We start from the raw sequence: 18575 nt of genomic DNA on the forward strand, positions 1-18575 counted from the left end.
ACTTGTTTTCTCCGATACGGAAATATTTTGACGCTTCTTCAATGGTAAGGGTGTACTTTTCCCATACAGGAATATCGTTGTTATTCATCAGATACCCCCTTTCCCTTGTTTTGTGTCATACTGGATATAGGTGATAAGGTCGGTGCGGTTTATCCTCTGTAAATGGGCGGTTAGTTTACTGGAAAGGGAATTACTGTATCTTGCCTTATCAAGCATAGTTCCCACTTTTTCCAGTCCACCTAATGCGTCATGTTCTTCCAAGAAGTAAAAACTTTTGACAGCGGAAATCACGCCACCCTCTGTGAGCCATTGCTGTGTTTCTTCAAGGGAATTTTGCTGTTTTGGTACTTGCAGTTTCAAGACTTCCACAGCCCCTAAAAAACGTTCCCAAAACCGACAAGTTTTCCACCTGCTCTTATTACTTTCGTTTCTGTTTGGTACGACAAAGCGTAGGTTGTTTGCCAATAGCCCGAAAGCCAGTTCTCCAAGTTCCAGCGGTCTGTCATTGAATGTCATGGCAAAAGCATGAGCCTTATCATCACGCAGTTGCATTTCTGTCCGTTTCCAACTGCCGACTTCCTCAAGCGTCTTATTATGTTTTGAACAGACTTCCTTATCCTTATCATAAAAGCGATAGGACAATCCCGATTTTCCAGCACCGATATAAACAGTCTTTGCGGTGTCGAAATCATCAAACTTGCTTTCGTCAAAGTGGTAGCCCTCACTATTAGAAATAAATTCCTCTTTTTCGCATTTCTTCTTTATCTGCTCTATGGTAAAGAATGGCTTTTCGTTCTTATCATCAATGGCAATATCAAGTCTTGTGAAATGGAAGTTATCCAGTCCGTATCTTCGCTCACAGCGTCGGAACATATCACCAAAGGTATAATTCCTACTGTCGAGAATACGGAAAATATCATCACACCCTCTGCCAGTCATAACAAGATAACAGCCTAACCCTTGTGGGTTATCCTCTGTTTTTCTTGCGTCCCCCGATACATAAATATCTCCAATCTGCCAGCGTGCTTGATAGGTTTTGTATTTAATGCTTGCCGGATAGACATTGAAAATATCAGTCGGTAAACCTAAAATGTGCATGATTACATCTTCAGCGGTTGCAGTATCAAATACAATGCTGATGTAATCAATCTTAACGGATAAATTTTTGTGTGTAGTTATAGTGCATTTCTCCTTTCGTACTTCCCGTTTTTTTGCGGAGTAAAAATCGTGTTTTTTCCTTTATTTATCACAGTTTCTAGGTACTATGACATGTATGCGCAGGGCGGTGTTACATATACGCCCTTTATGAACGCCTAAAGGCGTTCCCTTTCTTCCTGTGTCTGATCCGTTCTTAACGCTCACGAGCCTTGTAAGACTCGTGGCTAAACGGAACAGCCCCAGTCAGAAACCTTATTTTCGGTCTGATAGTCCATGCTTATTCATGCTATCAAAATGAAAATACATCTTTTCTATGCTTACTCAAGCGTGTGATTGACCCTAGCGTGCTTAATTACCCTATCTAATACGATAATAACGCCATTAGAATTACTTGTCAAGAAGTTTTGATTGACTTTTTGATAAATATTAAGTATGATATGCTTATAAACACCGAGAAAAGCAACGAAAGGAGCGGTTATACTAAGTTATGGAACATTATGAAAAGAAAATCAGTTTCTTAGGAGAGAATATACAGACCATAAGAAAACACAGAGGAATGAAACAACAGGAACTTGCGGATAAAATCGGTATCAATATGCAGAGCCTTTCCAAGATTGAACGGGGTGTGAATTATCCTACCTTTGACACATTAGAAAAGATAATGGACGTGCTGGGAGTAACGCCCAATGAATTATTATCAGGAGAATGGAAGTATATTGACCACACCGAACCATATATCATGGATATTATCAAACGGGAACAGGACTTCAATGTTTCCTTAGATTATCTGTCTGAAAATGAATTTTTCAATGATGAAAAAGAATGCAGATTTTACATGGAAACCAAACTCATACAGTATATCCATAACTACATTACCAATGAGGTTACGGAGTTAGAAGAACTTATGGAAATCAAGCAGTTGATACAACGTCAAAAAATAGAACGCATGATGAAAGTACATAAGGAAATGCGAGGGTTAGACCGATACAGAGAACAGCCCAAAGAGTATAAATACCATGACCCTTATGATGACTGGATATTCCGTCAACTTGCGGACATAGACAGCAGAAATAACATTCCCGACACTTCGCCACAGTTAGATTTTGATGAAACGGACTATGAAGATTATCTGAAAGAGAAATGGAACAGAGGTCTTTAATTTTCCTCTTGAATGAAAGATACAGCAAACAAAAAGCCCAGTAAAGAGTGCAAAGCACCACCAATGGTGGCAAGGCTCTTGACAGGGCTTTTTCTTTTCTGTGGTTGGTAATCAAGAGGAAGAAAGAAAAAGTGTGTATTTTTCAAGACAGAAAAATGTCAAGGGGGGGGGTGTGCTGATTTTTGTTGTGGCGGATATATGGAACTGTTATAATATGGATATGTTTAAATTACGTTATAAGCAAGAATATTCTGCTGATTTGTCAAAAAACATCATTGCAACTGCCAGTTGACATATTTCCATATCTAAATGGTGGCTATGCAACTGATAATATTGCTAAAATTACACCATGAAAGAAAGGAGTGTTAGCTAATGAATATGGCAGACAGAATACAATATTTAAGGAAATCAAAAGGAATATCACAAGAGGAACTTGCGGATAAAGTTGGAGTTTCAAGGCAGGCTGTTTCCAAATGGGAAAGTGAACAAAGTACGCCTGACTTAGAAAAAATAATTATAATGAGTGATTTTTTTGGAGTAACAACTGACTATATCCTAAAGGGAATTGAACCAGTAGCAGACAAAGAACAAAAAAATAAAGAGCTTACGAGTAAGGTACTTTATATATCATCAACAGCTTTTGTTGTTATTGGGCTGTTTTGTGCATTTGGTAATTGGTATGCAGAACAAACAATGGAAGCAGTTTGGGGTTCAATGATTATTCAAGCTATAGGGATTGTTGGATATTTTATAGCGAGAATACTATCGGAAGAAAAATCCCCCTTTTATGTAAATTGGCTTAATATAATCGGAGTTACTTTTATGCCTATTTCTATGATTACAGGATATATTTCAGGATTGGTTTTCAAACTAGAAGGGTGGATTGCACCTTATCCGATAGGAATATTTCATACTTTAGTTTTCGTGTTAGTATTCTTTGTAGTTGTGATTGCAAGCTATATTATTCTAAAGAAACAAACAAAATAGTGATTACCTTTATTTTGCAAAAGCAGTTAGTCTTAGGATTGACTGCTTATTAATAAAAGACACCACTTCAATGTGTCAATGGTGTCTTTTTAGTGCTATTTTATCGTCATATCAAGGCTCGTTTAATCGTGGTATATTCGTGGTAAAATGAGTGTTTTTCTATACTTCGAAAAGCTTGAAAGTGTAATATTTATAGGGATAATCAAAAATCAGATATAAAGTTTAGTAGAATTTATTTATGACTACTATAAAGAATATGGGGAATATCCTTCTGTATCCCAGATCAAGGAACGGTTAAGCTGTTTCCGCGATTTTATTGCCTACAGGATCGTTATCGCCATGCCCAGATGTCATCTGAAAAATGGTGAGAATGTCAGAGAAGAAGAGCTTCGTTATCTTTATGAGATCGCCAATATACTTCCGGGATTTCTGGAAGAAAGAGGATTTACCGCAGAGCCGGCCAGAGGAGTGCAGGAAAGTACATCGCCACTGCTCAGCAGAGAAGCAAAGCCTTACTATAGGGATTACATCTGTAATAACAGTGAGGATGATTATCAGTCTCTGCATATCACGTTTTATGATAACAGTTCCCGAAGCTATATGGAAGTACAGCTGCGGACCAAAGAAATGGATGATGTTGCGGAGATTGGTTCCGCCAACCATTTAAGCTATGAGAAAAAACAGGAAAGTGAACGCAGGAGAAGGGACGCGGTTCCCCAGGGGGAATGTATCTATTTTGACGAGGCCTATGAGCGGGGTATGCGGCTTCTTGGACTGGATCTTGCTGCGCTGGACGTTAATATGTTTGGTGCGGTAAACAACAGCCTGATCAATGATGGCTGCGGACTGTTCCGCGGAAGGATGATCCTTCCTTATGAGCATCTTTCCCGTTTTCAGAATGATATCGTTGACTGAGGGAGGATGACATGAAAGACTTGACAAAAGGGAAGCCTTCCACATTGATCCTGTCCTTTGCGCTTCCTGTATTTCTGGGAAATCTCTTGCAGCTGACGTACAGCCTGGCAGATACCCGGATCGTGGGAAGCTTTCTTAAAGAAGATGCGCTGGCGGCAGTAGGGGCCACCAGTCCTTTAAGCGGTCTGATCATCGGTTTTCTGATGGGCCTTGCAAATGGATTTGCCATTGTCACCGCACAGAAATTCGGTGCCGGAAACCGGGAAGAAGTACGAAAATCTTTTGCGCTGTCTCTTGTAATGGGCAGCGTGATTTCTCTGATCCTGACTGTTTTGGGACTTTTGTTTCTGCATCCGATCCTGAGGTTCCTGAATGTTCCGGATCATTTGACGGGAACTGCCAGGCAGTATATCTTTATTATTATCGCAGGTATGCTGGCAACGTTTCTTTATGATACCTGCGCGGCATCTCTGCGCGCACTTGGGGATACGGTGACGCCTCTTGTGATCCTGGCAGTGTCTGTAACTTTAAATATCGCAGGAGATCTGTTTTTTATTCTGGTAGTAAAAGCAGGAGTTCAGGGAGCTGCCGTTGCCACGGTACTTTCACAGACGCTGGCATTTCTTATATGCTGGTTTTACATGATCCGCAGGTATGAGATCCTACGGCTGAAAAAAGAGGATTTTTTCGGTCTCGAAAGAAATATGATGAAAAATATGCTGAGTGCCGGACTTTCTATGGGACTTGTAAGCTCTCTTGTAAATCTTGGTACACTGGCACTTCAGACCTCCATCAATCGGCTGGGAAGAGATATCATTGTGGCACATACAGCAGCTCGTAAGATCACAGAGATGTTTATGATCATGTTTGGCGTGTTCGGCCAGACCATGGCGATCTTCTGTGGCCAGAACGCAGGTGCAGGGAGAATGGACCGGGTACGCTATGGAATTGGTCTTGCAGTTCTGTATACCTGTATCTGGTCCGTGATGACTGTGATCTTCAGTTTTACCATTGGAAAACAGCTGATCTATCTGGTCACAGGAAGCCATAATGAAACGGTGATCCGCAATGCCGCCAATTATCTTAAATTTGATACGATCTTTTATTTCGTAACGGCTGTGATCAGTGTCCTCAGAAATGCTATGCAGGGCCTTGGAGAAACGGTGATCCCTCTGGTTTCCAGTGCGCTGGAGATGATCGGAAAAGTAGTGATCGCGGTGACTCTGGTGCCACTTCTCGGATATACCGGCGTGATCGTAGCAGAACCGATAGTCTGGGTCATTATGGTGATCCCGCTGATCGTGAAGATACTTAAGATGCCGGAATTAAAGAAAACAGTCTGAGAGATTCGAAGATCCGATGAGAAAGATTCGCGTGAAAAATAAAAAGCACATTGTATGGAATGAGCCGCCACCGGAAAGTATGACTTTTGGGGTGGTTCAACCATAGCAATGTGCTTTCTTTAATTTTACATAGTTTCTGTCGCTTCTTTTACGTTTTCCTTTTCAGGAAAGATATGTCTGAAAATAAAACGTACGATCGGACCTGCATAGATTAGCTGCCAGAAGAATGCCATCGGGAAGTTGAATGCGGTTGTCTGAAGCCATACAGCTACAAACTGATTTCCTGCATCCTTAAAGAGAATGGTTGCCGCGAGGCTCATTAACGGGCACATGAAAGCAACGGAAGGAACGGAGATCGCAAGGATCCTGCTGAACGGATGGCAGCTTTTGAAATCTACCATGCGCATTGCACAACCAAAAGCAAGCTTGGATACAAGGAAGAAGTCAAGGATAAATGCGATCGGTCCCATGATCACCAGTTCATGAAAAGCGTCAAGGAACACACGGTTTGTCATACTCCCTGTGTTCAGGGAAATGTTGTAGCAAATCATGGCGTAAACCATGAAAAATACCATGATAAGGGTAAAGATAACTTCCTGAAATTTGTTTTTTGGCATAAAAAATCCTCCTTTAAAATGATTAAGTGATAATGTAAAACCTCAGAGCATGTGTTGTTCGTTAATCATTCAGGAGAATGTGCGTTTCCAATATATGACAGGATTTTGTCATAAACCATATTCGGTTTTTTGACCAAATCAAACTGCGAAGCAGTTATTTGGCTGTAAGCAGGCAGCAGAGCGGTTTACGAATATCCGCTTGATACCGGCGGTTATGATATCATAAGTAGTAAAGCCTTGTCAATAAGTAAAATTCGCAACATCCTGCGGAATGTTCTGAAAAAACATGGAAATATCAGAAGAGTAATTGAGAAAAAAATGGCAATAACTCCTCTTGACCGTTAAAGTTAGATATAGTAAACTTGTAAACAGTTAGCGGATTCTAACTAATGCGTAAAATTTGTGGCGGGCCGTATCCCCTGACAAAATGCGGCCTGAACAGGAGTTACGGACAGGGCGAAAAGACCAGACAGGAGGATAAATATCAAATGGATTATTTAGAGATTGAGAAGGTCATTGGAAGAGAGATCATTGATTCAAGAGGAAATCCGACCGTAGAGGCAGAGGTTTATCTGGCAGATGGAACGGTCGGAAGAGGAGCAGCACCAAGCGGAGCGTCCACAGGAGAATTCGAAGCACTTGAGCTGAGAGATCAGGATAAAAGCCGTTTTGGAGGAAAAGGTGTTTCGAAGGCCATTGAAAATATCAATACAGTAATTAATGATGCGCTGGCAGGAATGGATGCATCTGATATTTATGCAGTGGATGCTGCCATGCTCAAAGCAGATGGAACAAAGGACAAATCAAAACTGGGCGCAAATGCCATTCTTGCGGTTTCTATTGCGTGCGCACGTGCGGCTGCGATTTCTCTTGACATCCCCCTTTACAGATTTCTTGGTGGGGTGAACGGAAACAGACTTCCGGTTCCGATGATGAATATCCTAAACGGTGGTGCACATGCTGCGAATACCGTTGATGTTCAGGAATTCATGATCATGCCGGCAGGAGCACCAAGCTTTAAAGAGGGACTTCGCTGGTGTACGGAGGTATTCCACGCTCTTGCTGCACTTCTGAAAGAAAAAGGCCTTGCAACAAGCGTTGGAGATGAAGGTGGTTTTGCACCAGACCTTGGAAGCGATGAGGAAGCCATTGAGTACATCCTTGAAGCAGTGAAAAAAGCAGGATATGAGCCTGGAAAGGATTTTGTACTTGCCATGGATGCTGCATCCAGTGAGTGGAAAGGAAACAAAAAGGGGGAGTATGTTCTTCCGAAATGCGGAAAGAAATTTACATCTGCGGAGCTTGTTGATCACTGGAAAAATCTGATCGAAAAATATCCGATCTACTCTATTGAGGATGGCCTTGATGAGGAAGACTGGGAAGGCTGGCAGATCATGACAAAAGAACTTGGAGGAAAAGTACAGCTTGTAGGTGATGACCTGTTTGTTACAAATACAGAGCGTCTTGAGAAAGGTATCAGCCTTGGCTGCGGAAATTCTATTCTGATCAAACTGAATCAGATCGGTTCTGTATCCGAGACTCTGGAAGCCATCAAAATGGCACATAAAGCTGGCTATACAGCGATTTCTTCCCATCGTTCCGGAGAGACAGAGGATACAACCATTGCAGATCTTGCAGTGGCACTGAATACCTGCCAGATCAAGACAGGAGCTCCTTCCAGAAGCGAACGTGTGGCAAAATATAATCAGCTTCTCCGTATTGAGGAAGAGCTTGGAGATGCAGCAGTATATCCGGGATTCCGGGCATTCAATATCAAGAGATAAGATCATAACTAACACATTTCTCAAAAAGGTACGCTTTGGCGTGCCTTTTTTTGGCGAAAATAAGGTTGCCAGATTTCTCAAAATAGTATATTATGATTTACAGCCGTGTGAAAAAATAAAATTGAATATTGGAGATGCTATGAAAGAATACGTAAATACTTTTATACGTTACAGGTTTCTTCTGGGAGAGCTTGTAAAAAAAGGAATCAAACTGAAGTACAGACGTTCCTATCTTGGTATCATCTGGTCTCTTCTTGAGCCGTTGCTTACCATGATCGTACTGACGATCGTATTCGGTACCCTGTTTGGAAACAAGGATCGGACATTTCCTGTATATATCCTGACAGGACGTCTTTTGTACACATTCTATTCCAGTGCCACAAAAGCGGCATTGAAATCAGTAAGAGCGAATTCGGCAATGATCAAGAAAGTTTATGTGCCAAAATATCTCTATCCGCTGTCAAGTGTACTTTTTAACTATGTGATCTTCCTGATCTCACTGATCGTGCTGGTTCCGGTAGGAGCAGTACTTGGTGTGGAGCCGACACTTTATATGTTCCAGATCCCGATCGCGCTGATCCTGGTATTTCTGTTGTCTTATGGTTGTGGAATGATCCTTGCTACGATTGGCGTTTTTTTCAGAGATATGGAATATCTGTGGTCAGTAGCGCTGATGCTGATCATGTATACCTGTGCGATCTTTTATTATCCGTCCAGACTGCTGAAAAGTGGCTTTTCATGGATCCTGAAATATAATCCGCTGTACTGTACCATCGATGTTTTTCGTTCAGGAATGTTCGGAGAGCCGATGAATCTGCATTATGCGGCATACGCACTGGTATTCAGCCTTGTGACGATTGCCATCGGAATGTTCTGTTTCAAGAAGAAACAGGATGAATTTATCCTTTATATTTAACAGGAGAAAAATATGGAAAAACCTGCAGTAGTTGTAGATAACGTAAGTATGAAGTTTAATCTCAGTAAAGAAAAGGTAGACAGCCTGAAGGATTACGTGATTAAATTCTTAAAAAAAGAAATTAAATATAATGAATTCTGGGCTCTTCAGAATGTTGATTTTGAGGTGAAAAAAGGTGACCGTGTAGGAATCCTGGGACTTAATGGAGCGGGAAAAAGTACTCTGCTCAAAGTAATTGCCGGTGTATTCAAGCCTACCGAAGGCAAGGTGGTCCGAAACGGACGTCTGGTTCCTCTTCTGGAACTGGGAGCCGGTTTTGATTCGCAGTATACAGGACGTGAGAATATTTTTCTGTATGGTGCGATGCTCGGATATTCCAAGAAGTTTCTGGAATCGAAATTTGATGAGATCGTTGAGTTTTCTGAACTGAAGGAATTTATCGATGTCCCTATTAAGAATTATTCTTCCGGTATGAAGGCAAGGCTTGGATTCTCCATTGCCACACTGGTATCACCGGATATCCTGATCCTGGATGAAGTCCTTTCTGTAGGAGATGCCAAATTCCGGAAAAAGAGTGAAAAGAAAGTCTTAAGTATGTTTGATAAGGGCGTTACGGTACTGTTTGTATCCCATTCTCTGGAACAGGTACAGCGCTTGTGCAATAAAGCAATGATACTTGAAAAAGGAAAACTGATCGCATATGGAGATATTGATGAGATCTCGGCCAAATATACGGAGATGATCAGATAAAGAACAGAAGGCGGCCTAGGCAGTCGCATAAATAAAAAGAACCGGACAGTGAACGGTTTGAATAGCAGATAGCCAGACGATTTGCGGAAATGATGCAAATGTCTGGCTATTGTGTTATTATATTACGAAGAAAACAGGGAGGCAAAAAGATGACTTTACAGCAGATCCTTGAAAAGGTAAAAAAAGGCCAGCTCTCTGTGGAGCATGCAGAGGACCTTCTGAAAAAAGAGGGATATGAAGAAATGGATTATGCGAAGCTGGATACTACCCGAAAAGCGAGGACCGGTTTTGCAGAGGTAGTTTACTGTGCGAGAAAAGCAGACGAACATCTTTTGAATATCTATCAGAAGCTTTATGAGGAAGATGGAGAAGTCTTTGGAACAAGGGCGTCAGAACATCAGTATGAACTGGTAAAAAAGGTTCTTCCTGATGTGGTTTATGATCCTGTTTCCGGAATTTTGAAGATTGAAAAAGAGAAGGAGCATATCGGAAAGGTGGCAGTATGTACAGCCGGAACAGCAGATATTTCTGTTGCGGAGGAAGCTGCCCAGACAGCAGAGTATTTCGGCACACATGTGGAGAGGATCTATGATGTGGGAGTCAGTGGTATGCACAGACTCTTTTCCAGGCTGGATACCATCCAGGAGGCTAACTGTGTGGTTGCGGTAGCAGGAATGGAGGGTGCGCTGGCAAGTGTTATGGGTGGTCTTGTGAAACGTCCGGTGATCGCGGTACCTACTTCTGTGGGATATGGCGCCAGCTTTCATGGATTGTCAGCGCTTCTGACAATGATCAATTCCTGTGCCAACGGAATTGCAGTAGTAAATATTGACAACGGATTTGGGGCAGGATATCTGGCAACCCAGATCAATCGGCTTGCGGAGGGAAAATAAATGAGAAACAAATTATATCTGGAGTGTACCTCCGGGATCAGCGGGGATATGACAGTTGCGGCTCTTCTGGATCTGGGTGCAGATCAGAAAAAACTGGTGAGAACTCTTAAAAGTCTGCCGGTAAAAGGTTTCGACATAAAGATCAGCCGTGTGATGAAATCAGGGATCGATGCCTGTGATTTTGATGTACTACTGGATCATGATCATGAGAATCATGATCATGATATGAAATATCTGTATGGGCATGATGGAGATTCTTACAGCCAGGATCATGGGGAACATCATTATCAACATAGTCATGAAGCCCATGAGCATCCCCATTCTCATGAACATCATGTACAGGAAACCCATGGAAACAGTCATACATATACAGAAACGATGCATTCCCACCACGGACACCATCACCATGAACACCGTGGCCTTAACGAGATCATGGAGATTATCGACCATGCAGATATGACAGATCGTGCAAAATCCTATGGAAAAAGGATTTTTAAGATTCTTGCCGAGGCAGAAGCAAAAGCCCATAATGTACCGGTGGATCAGGTCCATTTCCATGAAGTGGGTGCAGTGGATTCCATTGTGGATATTCTTTCTGTTGCAATCTGTATGGATGATCTGGATGTGGAGGAAGTGATCGTTCCAAGACTTTGTGAGGGTAGCGGAACGATTCGCTGTCAGCACGGAATCCTTCCGGTGCCGGTACCGGCGGTAAGTAATATTGTAAGTGCTCATCAGCTGAAGCTGCATATCACATCGGTGCAGGGTGAACTGATAACGCCTACAGGAGCAGCCATTGTGGCGGCATTCCTTACATCAGAAAAACTGCCTGAAGATTTTACGGTGGAGAAGATCGGTATCGGAGCAGGCAAGCGCCAGTATGAGTGCCCGGGAATTCTCCGTGCCATGCTGATCCGGGAATCCGAGGAGGAGGCTTCAGGCAATGATGCTTGTACGGAAATAGACACCATTATAAAGCTGGAATCCAACATTGATGACTGTACAGGAGAAACGCTTGGCTATGTTATGGAGCTTCTGTATGAGGCAGGAGCCAGAGAGGCCAATTACATGCCTGTATTTATGAAGAAAAACCGTCCGGCATGGCTGCTTACCGTTCTATGTAAAAAAGAACAGGTTTCAGCGATGGAGCAGATCATTTTCAGAGAAACGACAACCATTGGGATCCGTCGCCAGGAGATGGAGAGAACCATTCTGAAAAGAGAGAAAAGAACGGTTACAACCCCGCTGGGAAATGTAGAAGTGAAGGTCTGCATTTTTGACGGACAGGAATATTATTATCCGGAATACGAAAGCGTAAAAAAACTTTGTGAAAAAACAGGGATTTCTTATAAAGAAGTATATCATATGGCTGTGCGGGGATAAGATCGGGTTGGTTGCCTTGTATAATGCACTTACATATTGACACCTTTTCGAAAAAACTATATAAATGTATTATAGAAAGATTATTGCCGGACGGAACAGTTGGCAACGACACAGTAAGGCAGAGGCAGGAGAAGGATTTATGGCGGTAACAATACAGCAGATTGCAGAACAGGCAGGGGTTTCCAGGGGAACCGTGGACAGAGCATTGAACCACAGAGGACGGATCAATCCGGAGGTGGCAGAGAGAATCTGCCGTCTGGCAGACGAGATGGGATATGTACAAAAAGAACGGAAACATTCCAGAACAGCTAAAGATGAAAGACTGAAGATCGGAGTGGTGACACAGCTTGCCAGATCTTCTTTTATGCAGGAAGTAAACCGTGGTATTGAGAAGGCAGCCGTGGAACTGAAAGAAAAAGGGATCCAGCTGATTCTGAAAGAGGGGCTTTCCGTTGATGAAGAGGAACAGCTGCAGGCCATTGAGAAACTGGAACAGGAGGGAATCCGGGGACTTGCGGTCATGCCGGTAGACAGTGAGGCTGTCCGGGAGAAACTGAATGCTTTGATCGAAGAGAAGAATATCCCAGTAGTAACCTTTAACTCTGATATTGTAGGAACGAGAAGAACCTGTTTTGTGGGAATGGATAACCGCAAGAGCGGACGTACTGCGGCCGGACTCCTTGGAATGCTGACAAGAGGAAATGGAAAGATCCTGATCATCACCGGATATTTTAGCAATCATGTTGACAATCAGCGAGTGGATGGCTTTGTGGAGGAAGCCAAGCGGGCTTTTCCACATCTGGAGATCGCCGGTGTTCACGGAAGCTTTGATGAAGCAGCTGAGGTGGAGCACATTATAGAAAATGCCATGATGAGTACTTCAGGGATCAGCGGGATCCTGGTTGTATCCGGAGGCCAGGCAGGAGTGGGGAAGGCATTTGAAAAGCTGAGACTTGACCGCAGGCCCTACGTTGTGATCTACGATCAGACTCCGAAGAATGAACGGGCACTGAAGAATGATCATGTGGATTTTCTGATCGACCAGAATGGATATGTCCAGGGGTATGAACCGCCAAGGATCCTGGCGGATATCCTGACAAAAGGACAGGAGCCGGAGAGAGAATATCTCTTTACAGATATCAAGATCAAAACAAAATATAACCTTTGAACATGTATTGTGCAAAGTATCATATAAAATAGTCTGCAGAATGAAAACTGCAGGCTTTTTTATATTACAGGAAATCTGTAAGATACTACGATATGAAATATAGATTCCAAGAAAACGACTGTCTGGATACATTTGATTGCGTGCCAATAGCGTGCTAAAAAATCAACACGCAAATACACATGTAGATAATAGCTACTTTGAACAAAAGAAAACTACAAAAATTGTATAGAATAACTGAAAAAAAGAAAAATGAAAAGAAGTACTTGCCCAAATTGTAAAACGGTGCTATATTAACATCATAAGAAACACGCAATAAAGCACGCTAAATAAAAGAAAAAGCACGCAAATCAAAAAAGCACATAAAAAAGAAGTAAAAAATAAACCATCAAACAAACGGAGGTAAGATCATGAAGTATATCGAATTTGATGAATCCAGACCAATGGACCTGGTGCTCCTTGGAAGAGTTGCCATTGATTTTAATCCTGCTTACAACGATCAGGTAAAGGAGGAGTTCAAACCCCTGAAGAAGGTACATATGTTTGAGAAATTTGTAGGAGGATCTCCTGCAAACATCGCTGTAGGTGTTACCAAGCATGGCCTGAAAGCAGGATTTATCGGAAAGGTTTCGGATGATCAGTTCGGTGAGTATGTTGTAGATTATTTTGATGAGAGAGGAATCGATACCTCACAGATCACAAAATGTACAAACGGAGAGAAGCTGGGACTTACCTTTACCGAGATGCTTTCTCCAAAGGAAAGCAGTATCCTCATGTATCGTAACCGTATTGCAGATCTGCAGCTTCATGTAGACGACATCCACGAGGATTATATCAAAAATGCAAAAGCGATCCTTATTTCCGGAACTGCTCTTGCAGAGAGCCCTTCCAGAGAAGCAGCGATCAAAGCAGTTATGCTTGCTAAGAAAGTAAACACAAAGATCATTTTTGATATTGATTACAGAGAGTACAACTGGAAGAATGCAGATGAGATTTCCATCTACTATTCCATCGTAGCTAAGGAAGCTGACATCATCATGGGCTCCAGAGAAGAGTTTGACCTTACAGAGAAACTGATCAAAGAAGGCATGGCTGATGAGGAGAGTGCAGCTTACTGGCAGGCAAAAAATGCAAAGATCGTTGTCATCAAACACGGTATGAAGGGTTCCACAGCCTACACAGTTGATGGACAGAAGTTCAGCATCAAGCCATTCCCGGTTGAGGCAAGAAAAGGCTTCGGCGGCGGCGACGGATACGGCTCCGGATTCCTGTATGGACTGTATCAGGGTTGGGAGATCATTGACTGCTTGGAGTTTGGTTCTGCTGAGGCATCCATGATGGTTAAGAGCAACAACTGCTCCGATTCCCTTCCGGGACCGGATGAAGTTCACGCATTTATTAAAGATGAAAAAGAAAAATTTGGCGAAATGATCGCAAGAGTATAAAGAAAAGGAGTGGAAAAAATGGCAAAGACAGTAAGAATGACAACTGCACAGGCAATTGTAAAATTTCTGGATAATCAGTATGTTTCCATGGACGGAGTGGAGACAAAATTCGTAGAAGGATTTTTCACGATCTTCGGACACGGTATTGCTGTAGGACTTGGTGAGGCACTGGATACAAATCCGGGACAGCTGAAGGTTCTTCAGGGAAGAAATGAGCAGGGTATGTGTCACGTTGCTACCGCTTTTGCAAAACAGAGCAACCGCAAAAAAATCATTGCATGCGCTTCCTCCATCGGACCTGGAGCTGCAAACATGGTAACAGCATGTGCAACAGCAACTGTAAATAATATTCCGCTTCTTGTATTTCCGGCAGATACTTTTGCATCTCGCCAGCCTGACCCGGTTCTCCAGCAGCTGGAACAGAGCAGCAGCCTTGCCATCAGTACGAACGATGCATTCAAACCAGTCTGCAAATACTGGGATAGGATCACAAGACCGGAGATGGTCATGACCGCTCTGATCAATGCAATGAGAGTTCTTACAGATCCGGCTGAAACAGGTGCATGCTGCATCGCACTTTGCCAGGATGTTGAGGGTGAGTCCTTTGACTTCCCGGAGTACTTCTTCAAGAAGAGAGTGCACAGGATCACAAGACCGGTTGCAGTAGAGGAAGAGCTTGAGGATGTGGCAGAGGTCATCGCAGGAGCGAAGAAACCGCTTATCGTTGTTGGTGGTGGTGTCCGTTACTCAGAAGCCGGAGAAGCTGTTGAGAAATTCTGCGAGGAATTCAAGATCCCATTCGGCGAGACACAGGCCGGAAAGAGTGCCTGCCAGTCCGGCAATCCGTACTGTCTTGGCGGTATCGGTGTAACAGGAACCTACGCTTCCAACATCATTGGTAAAGACGCAGACGTGGTAATTTCTATCGGTTCCAGAATGTCTGACTTTACAACAAGCTCCAAGCATCTGTTCCAGAATGAGGATGTTCAGTTTGTAAGTATCAACAACTGCAGATTCCACGCATACAAGATGGATGCAGTAAAAGCAGTGGGTGATGCAAAAGCTACCGTAGAAGCACTAGCAGAAAAGCTTCGTGCAAGAGGATATAAATCTGCATATACAGATGAGATCGAGAAAGCAAAAGCTGCATGGGATAAAGAGATGGAGCGCCTTGGAAGCATTGAGTACACAGGAGATGATTTTGAGCCGCTGATCAAGGCAAGAGATCCTCGTACGATCCCGGAATATGTAAAGCTTACAAACGGAAAGATCACACAGACAGCAGCACTTGCAGCGATCAACAGAACTATCGACAAAGATGCAACCATCATCACAGCAGGCGGTTCCCTTCCAAGCTGTATGCAGCGTATGTGGAGAACAGACAAACGTGGCGGATATCATGCAGAGTACGGATATTCCTGTATGGGATATGAGGTTGCCGCTACCCTCGGCGTGAAATTTGCTGAGCCGGATAATGAAGTATACTGCGTAGTTGGAGATTCCAGCTTCCAGATGCTTCACAGTGAGATCATGACTATCATGCAGGAGAGACAGAAAGTCAATATCATGGTATTCGATAACTGCGGATTTGGCTGCATCAACAACCTTGAGATGAACCACGGAATCGGAAGCCTTGCAACAGAGTTCCGTTATACAGACGGCAAGAAACCGACCGGAGATCTGATCCCTGTAGATTATGCAAAGATCGGCGAAGGCTATGGTCTGAAGACCTATACCTGCCGCACCATCCAGGAATTGGTAGACGCTCTGGAAGATGCCAAAAAGCAGGAGATCGCATGCCTCTTTGATCTCAAAGTTATCCCGAAGACCATGACAGACGGATATGAGTCCTGGTGGGATGTAGGAATCGCAACAACATCTGAGAAAGAAAGCGTAAGAAAGGCCTGCGAGGGAGTTATGAAAGGCCGTGAAGAGGCAAGACTGTACTAATCTGGGAGGTAAGAAAATGAGTAAAGTATTTGGTTATCCGGAATATGACGAAAAAGGCGAAAAGATTCTTACAACATACGATAATGAGTACAAGGCCATGATGATGGACATCCGTGTTTACCGTATGAAAGCAGGAGAGACAAGAACATTTTTAAGAGAGGGTGAGGAGACAGCAGTTCTCCTCCTCTCCGGAAACATTACCTATAAATGGAACGGAAACGAAGCAGCAGCAACCAGAAAAGACGTGTTCACAGAGGGACCATGGTGTGTTCACGGATGCACAGGAACTGAGATTACAGTCGTAGCAAATGCAGAGTCACAGATCCTTGTTCAGTGCACAAAGAACGAGAAAGATTTCGGTGCAAAACTCTACAAACCGGAAGATGCTCCGTGGGGATATTCCTGCGTAGGCAAGTTCGGAAATGTTGCGAAGAGAAGAGTAAACACCATCTTCGATCATGACATTTCACCGGAGTCCAATATGGTTCTTGGTGAGGTTCTCAATGACAGAGGAAACTGGTCCGGATACCTGCCGCACAGACATCCGCAGCCTGAGACATACTTTTTCAAATTTGATCATCCGGAAGGATTTGGAGCAAGCTTTGTCGGTGATCAGGTATTTAAGAGTACAGACGAGAGCTTTTCCGCAATTCCAGGAGGAGAGCTTCATCCGCAGGCAGTTGCACCTGGATATCAGATGTATACATGCTGGATGATCCGCCACATTGACGGAAATCCGTGGCTGCAGACAGACCGCTGCGAGGATGAGAGATATACCTGGCTTCATGACGCCGAGTTTTAAGGATTCGGAGATACTGATACTGGATCGTAAATAACAGGCAGCAGGAAGAGGAAAATGCTGTTGTTCGTGAGGAGCGGACAGCAGTAGACCTGCTGCTATTATGAAAAAAATTGTACTGACTGAAGGGAGATTTTGACAATGGCAAGAGAATTTATTGTACCTGGAGAAATTATTTCCGGTTCCGGAGCACTGGACATGGCAGAAGGAGCACTGAAACTCCTTGGTAAAAAAGCTCTGATCGTAACCGATAAAGTAATGATCGACCTGGGAAACTGTGCAAAAGTTGAGAAGGCGCTGACAAATCAGGGCATTGAATACAGCATTTATTCTGACATCTGTGGTGAGCCAACAGATACCATGATCGAAAAAGGCTTACAGATCTATAAAGATGAGAACTGTGACTTCCTGGTAGCTCTGGGAGGCGGAAGCCCCATTGACTCCATGAAAGCCATCGGCTCACTGGTAGTAAACGGTGGAAGCATTTCCGACTACATGGGAAAAGTGATCGATGTAAAGATGCCGCCAATGGCGGCGATCCCTACCACAGCAGGAACGGGATCTGAGGCAACACAGTTCACGATTATCACGGATACCAAAAAAGACATCAAGATGCTTCTTAAAGGCAAAGTTCTCATGCCGGATCTTGCCATTATCGACCCACAGTTTACTATGACTGCACCTCCAAAGATCACAGCAGCAACAGGTCTTGATGCACTTTGCCACTGTGTGGAAGCTTATACATCCAGAAAAGCACAGACACTTTCCGATACTTTTGCAGTATCTGCAGTAAAGAGGATCTTTAAATATCTTCCGGTTGCATATAAAGACGGAAAGAATGAAGAAGCTCGTGTACAGATGTCTGTCGCTGCTCTTGAGGCAGGAATCGCATTTAACAATGCATCTGTTACCATTATTCATGGAATGAGCCGTCCGATCGGAGCACTGTTCCATGTAGCACACGGACTTTCCAATGCCATGCTTCTGAAGGAGTGCCTTACCTTTGCGCTTCCCGGAGCATACGACAGATTCGGAGCGTTGGGACGTGATATTGGTGTGGCGGATGCAACTGATTCTGATCAGGAAGCGGCTGAGAAATTCCTGAAAGCAGTAGAGTCACTTGTAAATGAACTGGATACTCCGACTCTGGAGCAGTTCGGTATCAATAAAGAAGAGTTCTTCAACGTCATCGACAAAATGGCACATGATGCCATGGACAGTGGAAGTCCTCAGAATACCATGCGTGATGTAACAGAAGAGGAAGTAAAAGAAATCTACAGAAAACTCTGGTAAAATGTAAATGTAAACCCT

Annotated in this window: 16 protein-coding genes and 1 pseudogene; 14 read left to right on the forward strand and 3 right to left on the reverse strand. The window is 43.3% G+C overall.

The features are described 5' to 3' along the window. Nucleotides 1-88, reverse strand: an 88-nt coding sequence (locus NE638_RS08930; RefSeq protein ID WP_255647178.1) for an excisionase, incomplete at its 3' end; no start/stop codon positions are given. Beyond that, entirely contained in the window at nucleotides 88-1149 is a 1062-nt protein-coding gene (locus NE638_RS08935) for a replication initiation factor domain-containing protein (RefSeq protein ID WP_330603429.1), read from the reverse strand. The genes NE638_RS08935 and NE638_RS08930, both read right to left, overlap by 1 nt. Nucleotides 1150-1645: 496 nt before the next feature. On the opposite strand from NE638_RS08935, the gene NE638_RS08940 reads away from it, so the two are divergent. The 4 genes and pseudogenes from NE638_RS08940 to NE638_RS08955 all read left to right on the forward strand — a co-directional run bounded on the left by NE638_RS08940 (nucleotide 1646) and on the right by NE638_RS08955 (nucleotide 5562). Further along, complete coding sequence (locus tag NE638_RS08940) at nucleotides 1646-2317, forward strand: helix-turn-helix domain-containing protein (RefSeq protein ID WP_008393244.1); 672 nt, start codon at nucleotides 1646-1648, stop codon at nucleotides 2315-2317. Between the two features lie 372 nt (nucleotides 2318-2689). Further along, nucleotides 2690-3304, forward strand: a complete 615-nt coding sequence (locus NE638_RS08945; protein WP_173746059.1) for a helix-turn-helix domain-containing protein — start codon at nucleotides 2690-2692, stop codon at nucleotides 3302-3304. A gap of 222 nt (nucleotides 3305-3526) precedes the next feature. Then, nucleotides 3527-4219: pseudogene (locus NE638_RS08950) on the forward strand (guanosine polyphosphate pyrophosphohydrolase); the annotation flags it as partial. Between the two features lie 11 nt (nucleotides 4220-4230). Then, complete coding sequence (locus tag NE638_RS08955) at nucleotides 4231-5562, forward strand: MATE family efflux transporter (RefSeq protein WP_110103020.1); 1332 nt, start codon at nucleotides 4231-4233, stop codon at nucleotides 5560-5562. A gap of 125 nt (nucleotides 5563-5687) precedes the next feature. Here the strand turns inward: NE638_RS08955 and NE638_RS08960 are convergent, their stop codons facing one another. Beyond that, nucleotides 5688-6179 carry a DUF2798 domain-containing protein gene (locus NE638_RS08960; RefSeq protein ID WP_110103019.1) on the reverse strand — a complete coding sequence of 164 codons (492 nt, stop codon included), beginning with the start codon at nucleotides 6177-6179 and terminating at the stop codon, nucleotides 5688-5690. A gap of 488 nt (nucleotides 6180-6667) precedes the next feature. Between NE638_RS08960 and eno the strand changes: the two genes are divergently transcribed. The 10 genes from eno to NE638_RS09010 all read left to right on the forward strand — a co-directional run bounded on the left by eno (nucleotide 6668) and on the right by NE638_RS09010 (nucleotide 18557). Continuing rightward, complete coding sequence (eno, locus tag NE638_RS08965) at nucleotides 6668-7963, forward strand: phosphopyruvate hydratase (RefSeq protein ID WP_044961624.1); 1296 nt, start codon at nucleotides 6668-6670, stop codon at nucleotides 7961-7963. A 139-nt stretch (nucleotides 7964-8102) separates the two neighbouring features. Beyond that, the gene (locus NE638_RS08970; RefSeq protein WP_059086856.1) at nucleotides 8103-8879 is read left to right on the forward strand and encodes an ABC transporter permease; all 777 of its coding nucleotides are present in this window, start codon (nucleotides 8103-8105) and stop codon (nucleotides 8877-8879) included. 12 nt (nucleotides 8880-8891) lie between these two features. Then, complete coding sequence (locus tag NE638_RS08975; RefSeq protein ID WP_021651749.1) at nucleotides 8892-9629, forward strand: ABC transporter ATP-binding protein; 738 nt, start codon at nucleotides 8892-8894, stop codon at nucleotides 9627-9629. 149 nt (nucleotides 9630-9778) lie between these two features. Next, the gene (larB, locus tag NE638_RS08980) at nucleotides 9779-10522 is read left to right on the forward strand and encodes a nickel pincer cofactor biosynthesis protein LarB (RefSeq protein WP_022426321.1); all 744 of its coding nucleotides are present in this window, start codon (nucleotides 9779-9781) and stop codon (nucleotides 10520-10522) included. Further along, nucleotides 10523-11905 (forward strand): nickel pincer cofactor biosynthesis protein LarC, encoded by a 1383-nt coding sequence (larC, locus tag NE638_RS08985; RefSeq protein WP_118608901.1) that lies wholly within the window; start codon nucleotides 10523-10525, stop codon nucleotides 11903-11905. A gap of 139 nt (nucleotides 11906-12044) precedes the next feature. Beyond that, nucleotides 12045-13073 (forward strand): LacI family DNA-binding transcriptional regulator, encoded by a 1029-nt coding sequence (locus NE638_RS08990; RefSeq protein WP_173746060.1) that lies wholly within the window; start codon nucleotides 12045-12047, stop codon nucleotides 13071-13073. A gap of 407 nt (nucleotides 13074-13480) precedes the next feature. Beyond that, nucleotides 13481-14515 carry a 5-dehydro-2-deoxygluconokinase gene (gene iolC, locus NE638_RS08995; protein ID WP_173746061.1) on the forward strand — a complete coding sequence of 345 codons (1035 nt, stop codon included), beginning with the start codon at nucleotides 13481-13483 and terminating at the stop codon, nucleotides 14513-14515. A gap of 18 nt (nucleotides 14516-14533) precedes the next feature. Beyond that, a complete protein-coding gene (iolD, locus tag NE638_RS09000; protein WP_015524406.1) occupies nucleotides 14534-16465 on the forward strand; it encodes a 3D-(3,5/4)-trihydroxycyclohexane-1,2-dione acylhydrolase (decyclizing) in 1932 nt (643 codons plus the stop codon). A gap of 16 nt (nucleotides 16466-16481) precedes the next feature. After that, the gene (locus NE638_RS09005; protein WP_015524407.1) at nucleotides 16482-17267 is read left to right on the forward strand and encodes a 5-deoxy-glucuronate isomerase; all 786 of its coding nucleotides are present in this window, start codon (nucleotides 16482-16484) and stop codon (nucleotides 17265-17267) included. Between the two features lie 138 nt (nucleotides 17268-17405). After that, nucleotides 17406-18557, forward strand: coding sequence for an iron-containing alcohol dehydrogenase (locus tag NE638_RS09010; protein WP_015524408.1), 1152 nt, complete (start codon nucleotides 17406-17408; stop codon nucleotides 18555-18557). The last annotated feature ends 18 nt before the right edge of the window (nucleotides 18558-18575 follow it).

Source organism: Blautia sp. MSK.18.38, from assembly GCF_024460535.1.
Lineage (GTDB): Bacteria > Bacillota > Clostridia > Lachnospirales > Lachnospiraceae > Blautia_A > Blautia_A fusiformis.

Bases quoted from the DNA above. Each gene is read 5' to 3' on its own strand.
- NE638_RS08940 (WP_008393244.1), top strand. From the start codon at position 1,646: ATGGAACATTATGAAAAGAAAATCAGTTTCTTAGGAGAGAATATACAG.
- NE638_RS08945 (WP_173746059.1), top strand. From the start codon at position 2,690: ATGAATATGGCAGACAGAATACAATATTTAAGGAAATCAAAAGGAATA.
- NE638_RS08955 (WP_110103020.1), top strand. From the start codon at position 4,231: ATGAAAGACTTGACAAAAGGGAAGCCTTCCACATTGATCCTGTCCTTT.
- NE638_RS08960 (WP_110103019.1), bottom strand. From the start codon at position 6,179: ATGCCAAAAAACAAATTTCAGGAAGTTATCTTTACCCTTATCATGGTA.
- eno (WP_044961624.1), top strand. From the start codon at position 6,668: ATGGATTATTTAGAGATTGAGAAGGTCATTGGAAGAGAGATCATTGAT.
- NE638_RS08970 (WP_059086856.1), top strand. From the start codon at position 8,103: ATGAAAGAATACGTAAATACTTTTATACGTTACAGGTTTCTTCTGGGA.
- NE638_RS08975 (WP_021651749.1), top strand. From the start codon at position 8,892: ATGGAAAAACCTGCAGTAGTTGTAGATAACGTAAGTATGAAGTTTAAT.
- larB (WP_022426321.1), top strand. From the start codon at position 9,779: ATGACTTTACAGCAGATCCTTGAAAAGGTAAAAAAAGGCCAGCTCTCT.
- larC (WP_118608901.1), top strand. From the start codon at position 10,523: ATGAGAAACAAATTATATCTGGAGTGTACCTCCGGGATCAGCGGGGAT.
- NE638_RS08990 (WP_173746060.1), top strand. From the start codon at position 12,045: ATGGCGGTAACAATACAGCAGATTGCAGAACAGGCAGGGGTTTCCAGG.
- iolC (WP_173746061.1), top strand. From the start codon at position 13,481: ATGAAGTATATCGAATTTGATGAATCCAGACCAATGGACCTGGTGCTC.
- iolD (WP_015524406.1), top strand. From the start codon at position 14,534: ATGGCAAAGACAGTAAGAATGACAACTGCACAGGCAATTGTAAAATTT.
- NE638_RS09005 (WP_015524407.1), top strand. From the start codon at position 16,482: ATGAGTAAAGTATTTGGTTATCCGGAATATGACGAAAAAGGCGAAAAG.
- NE638_RS09010 (WP_015524408.1), top strand. From the start codon at position 17,406: ATGGCAAGAGAATTTATTGTACCTGGAGAAATTATTTCCGGTTCCGGA.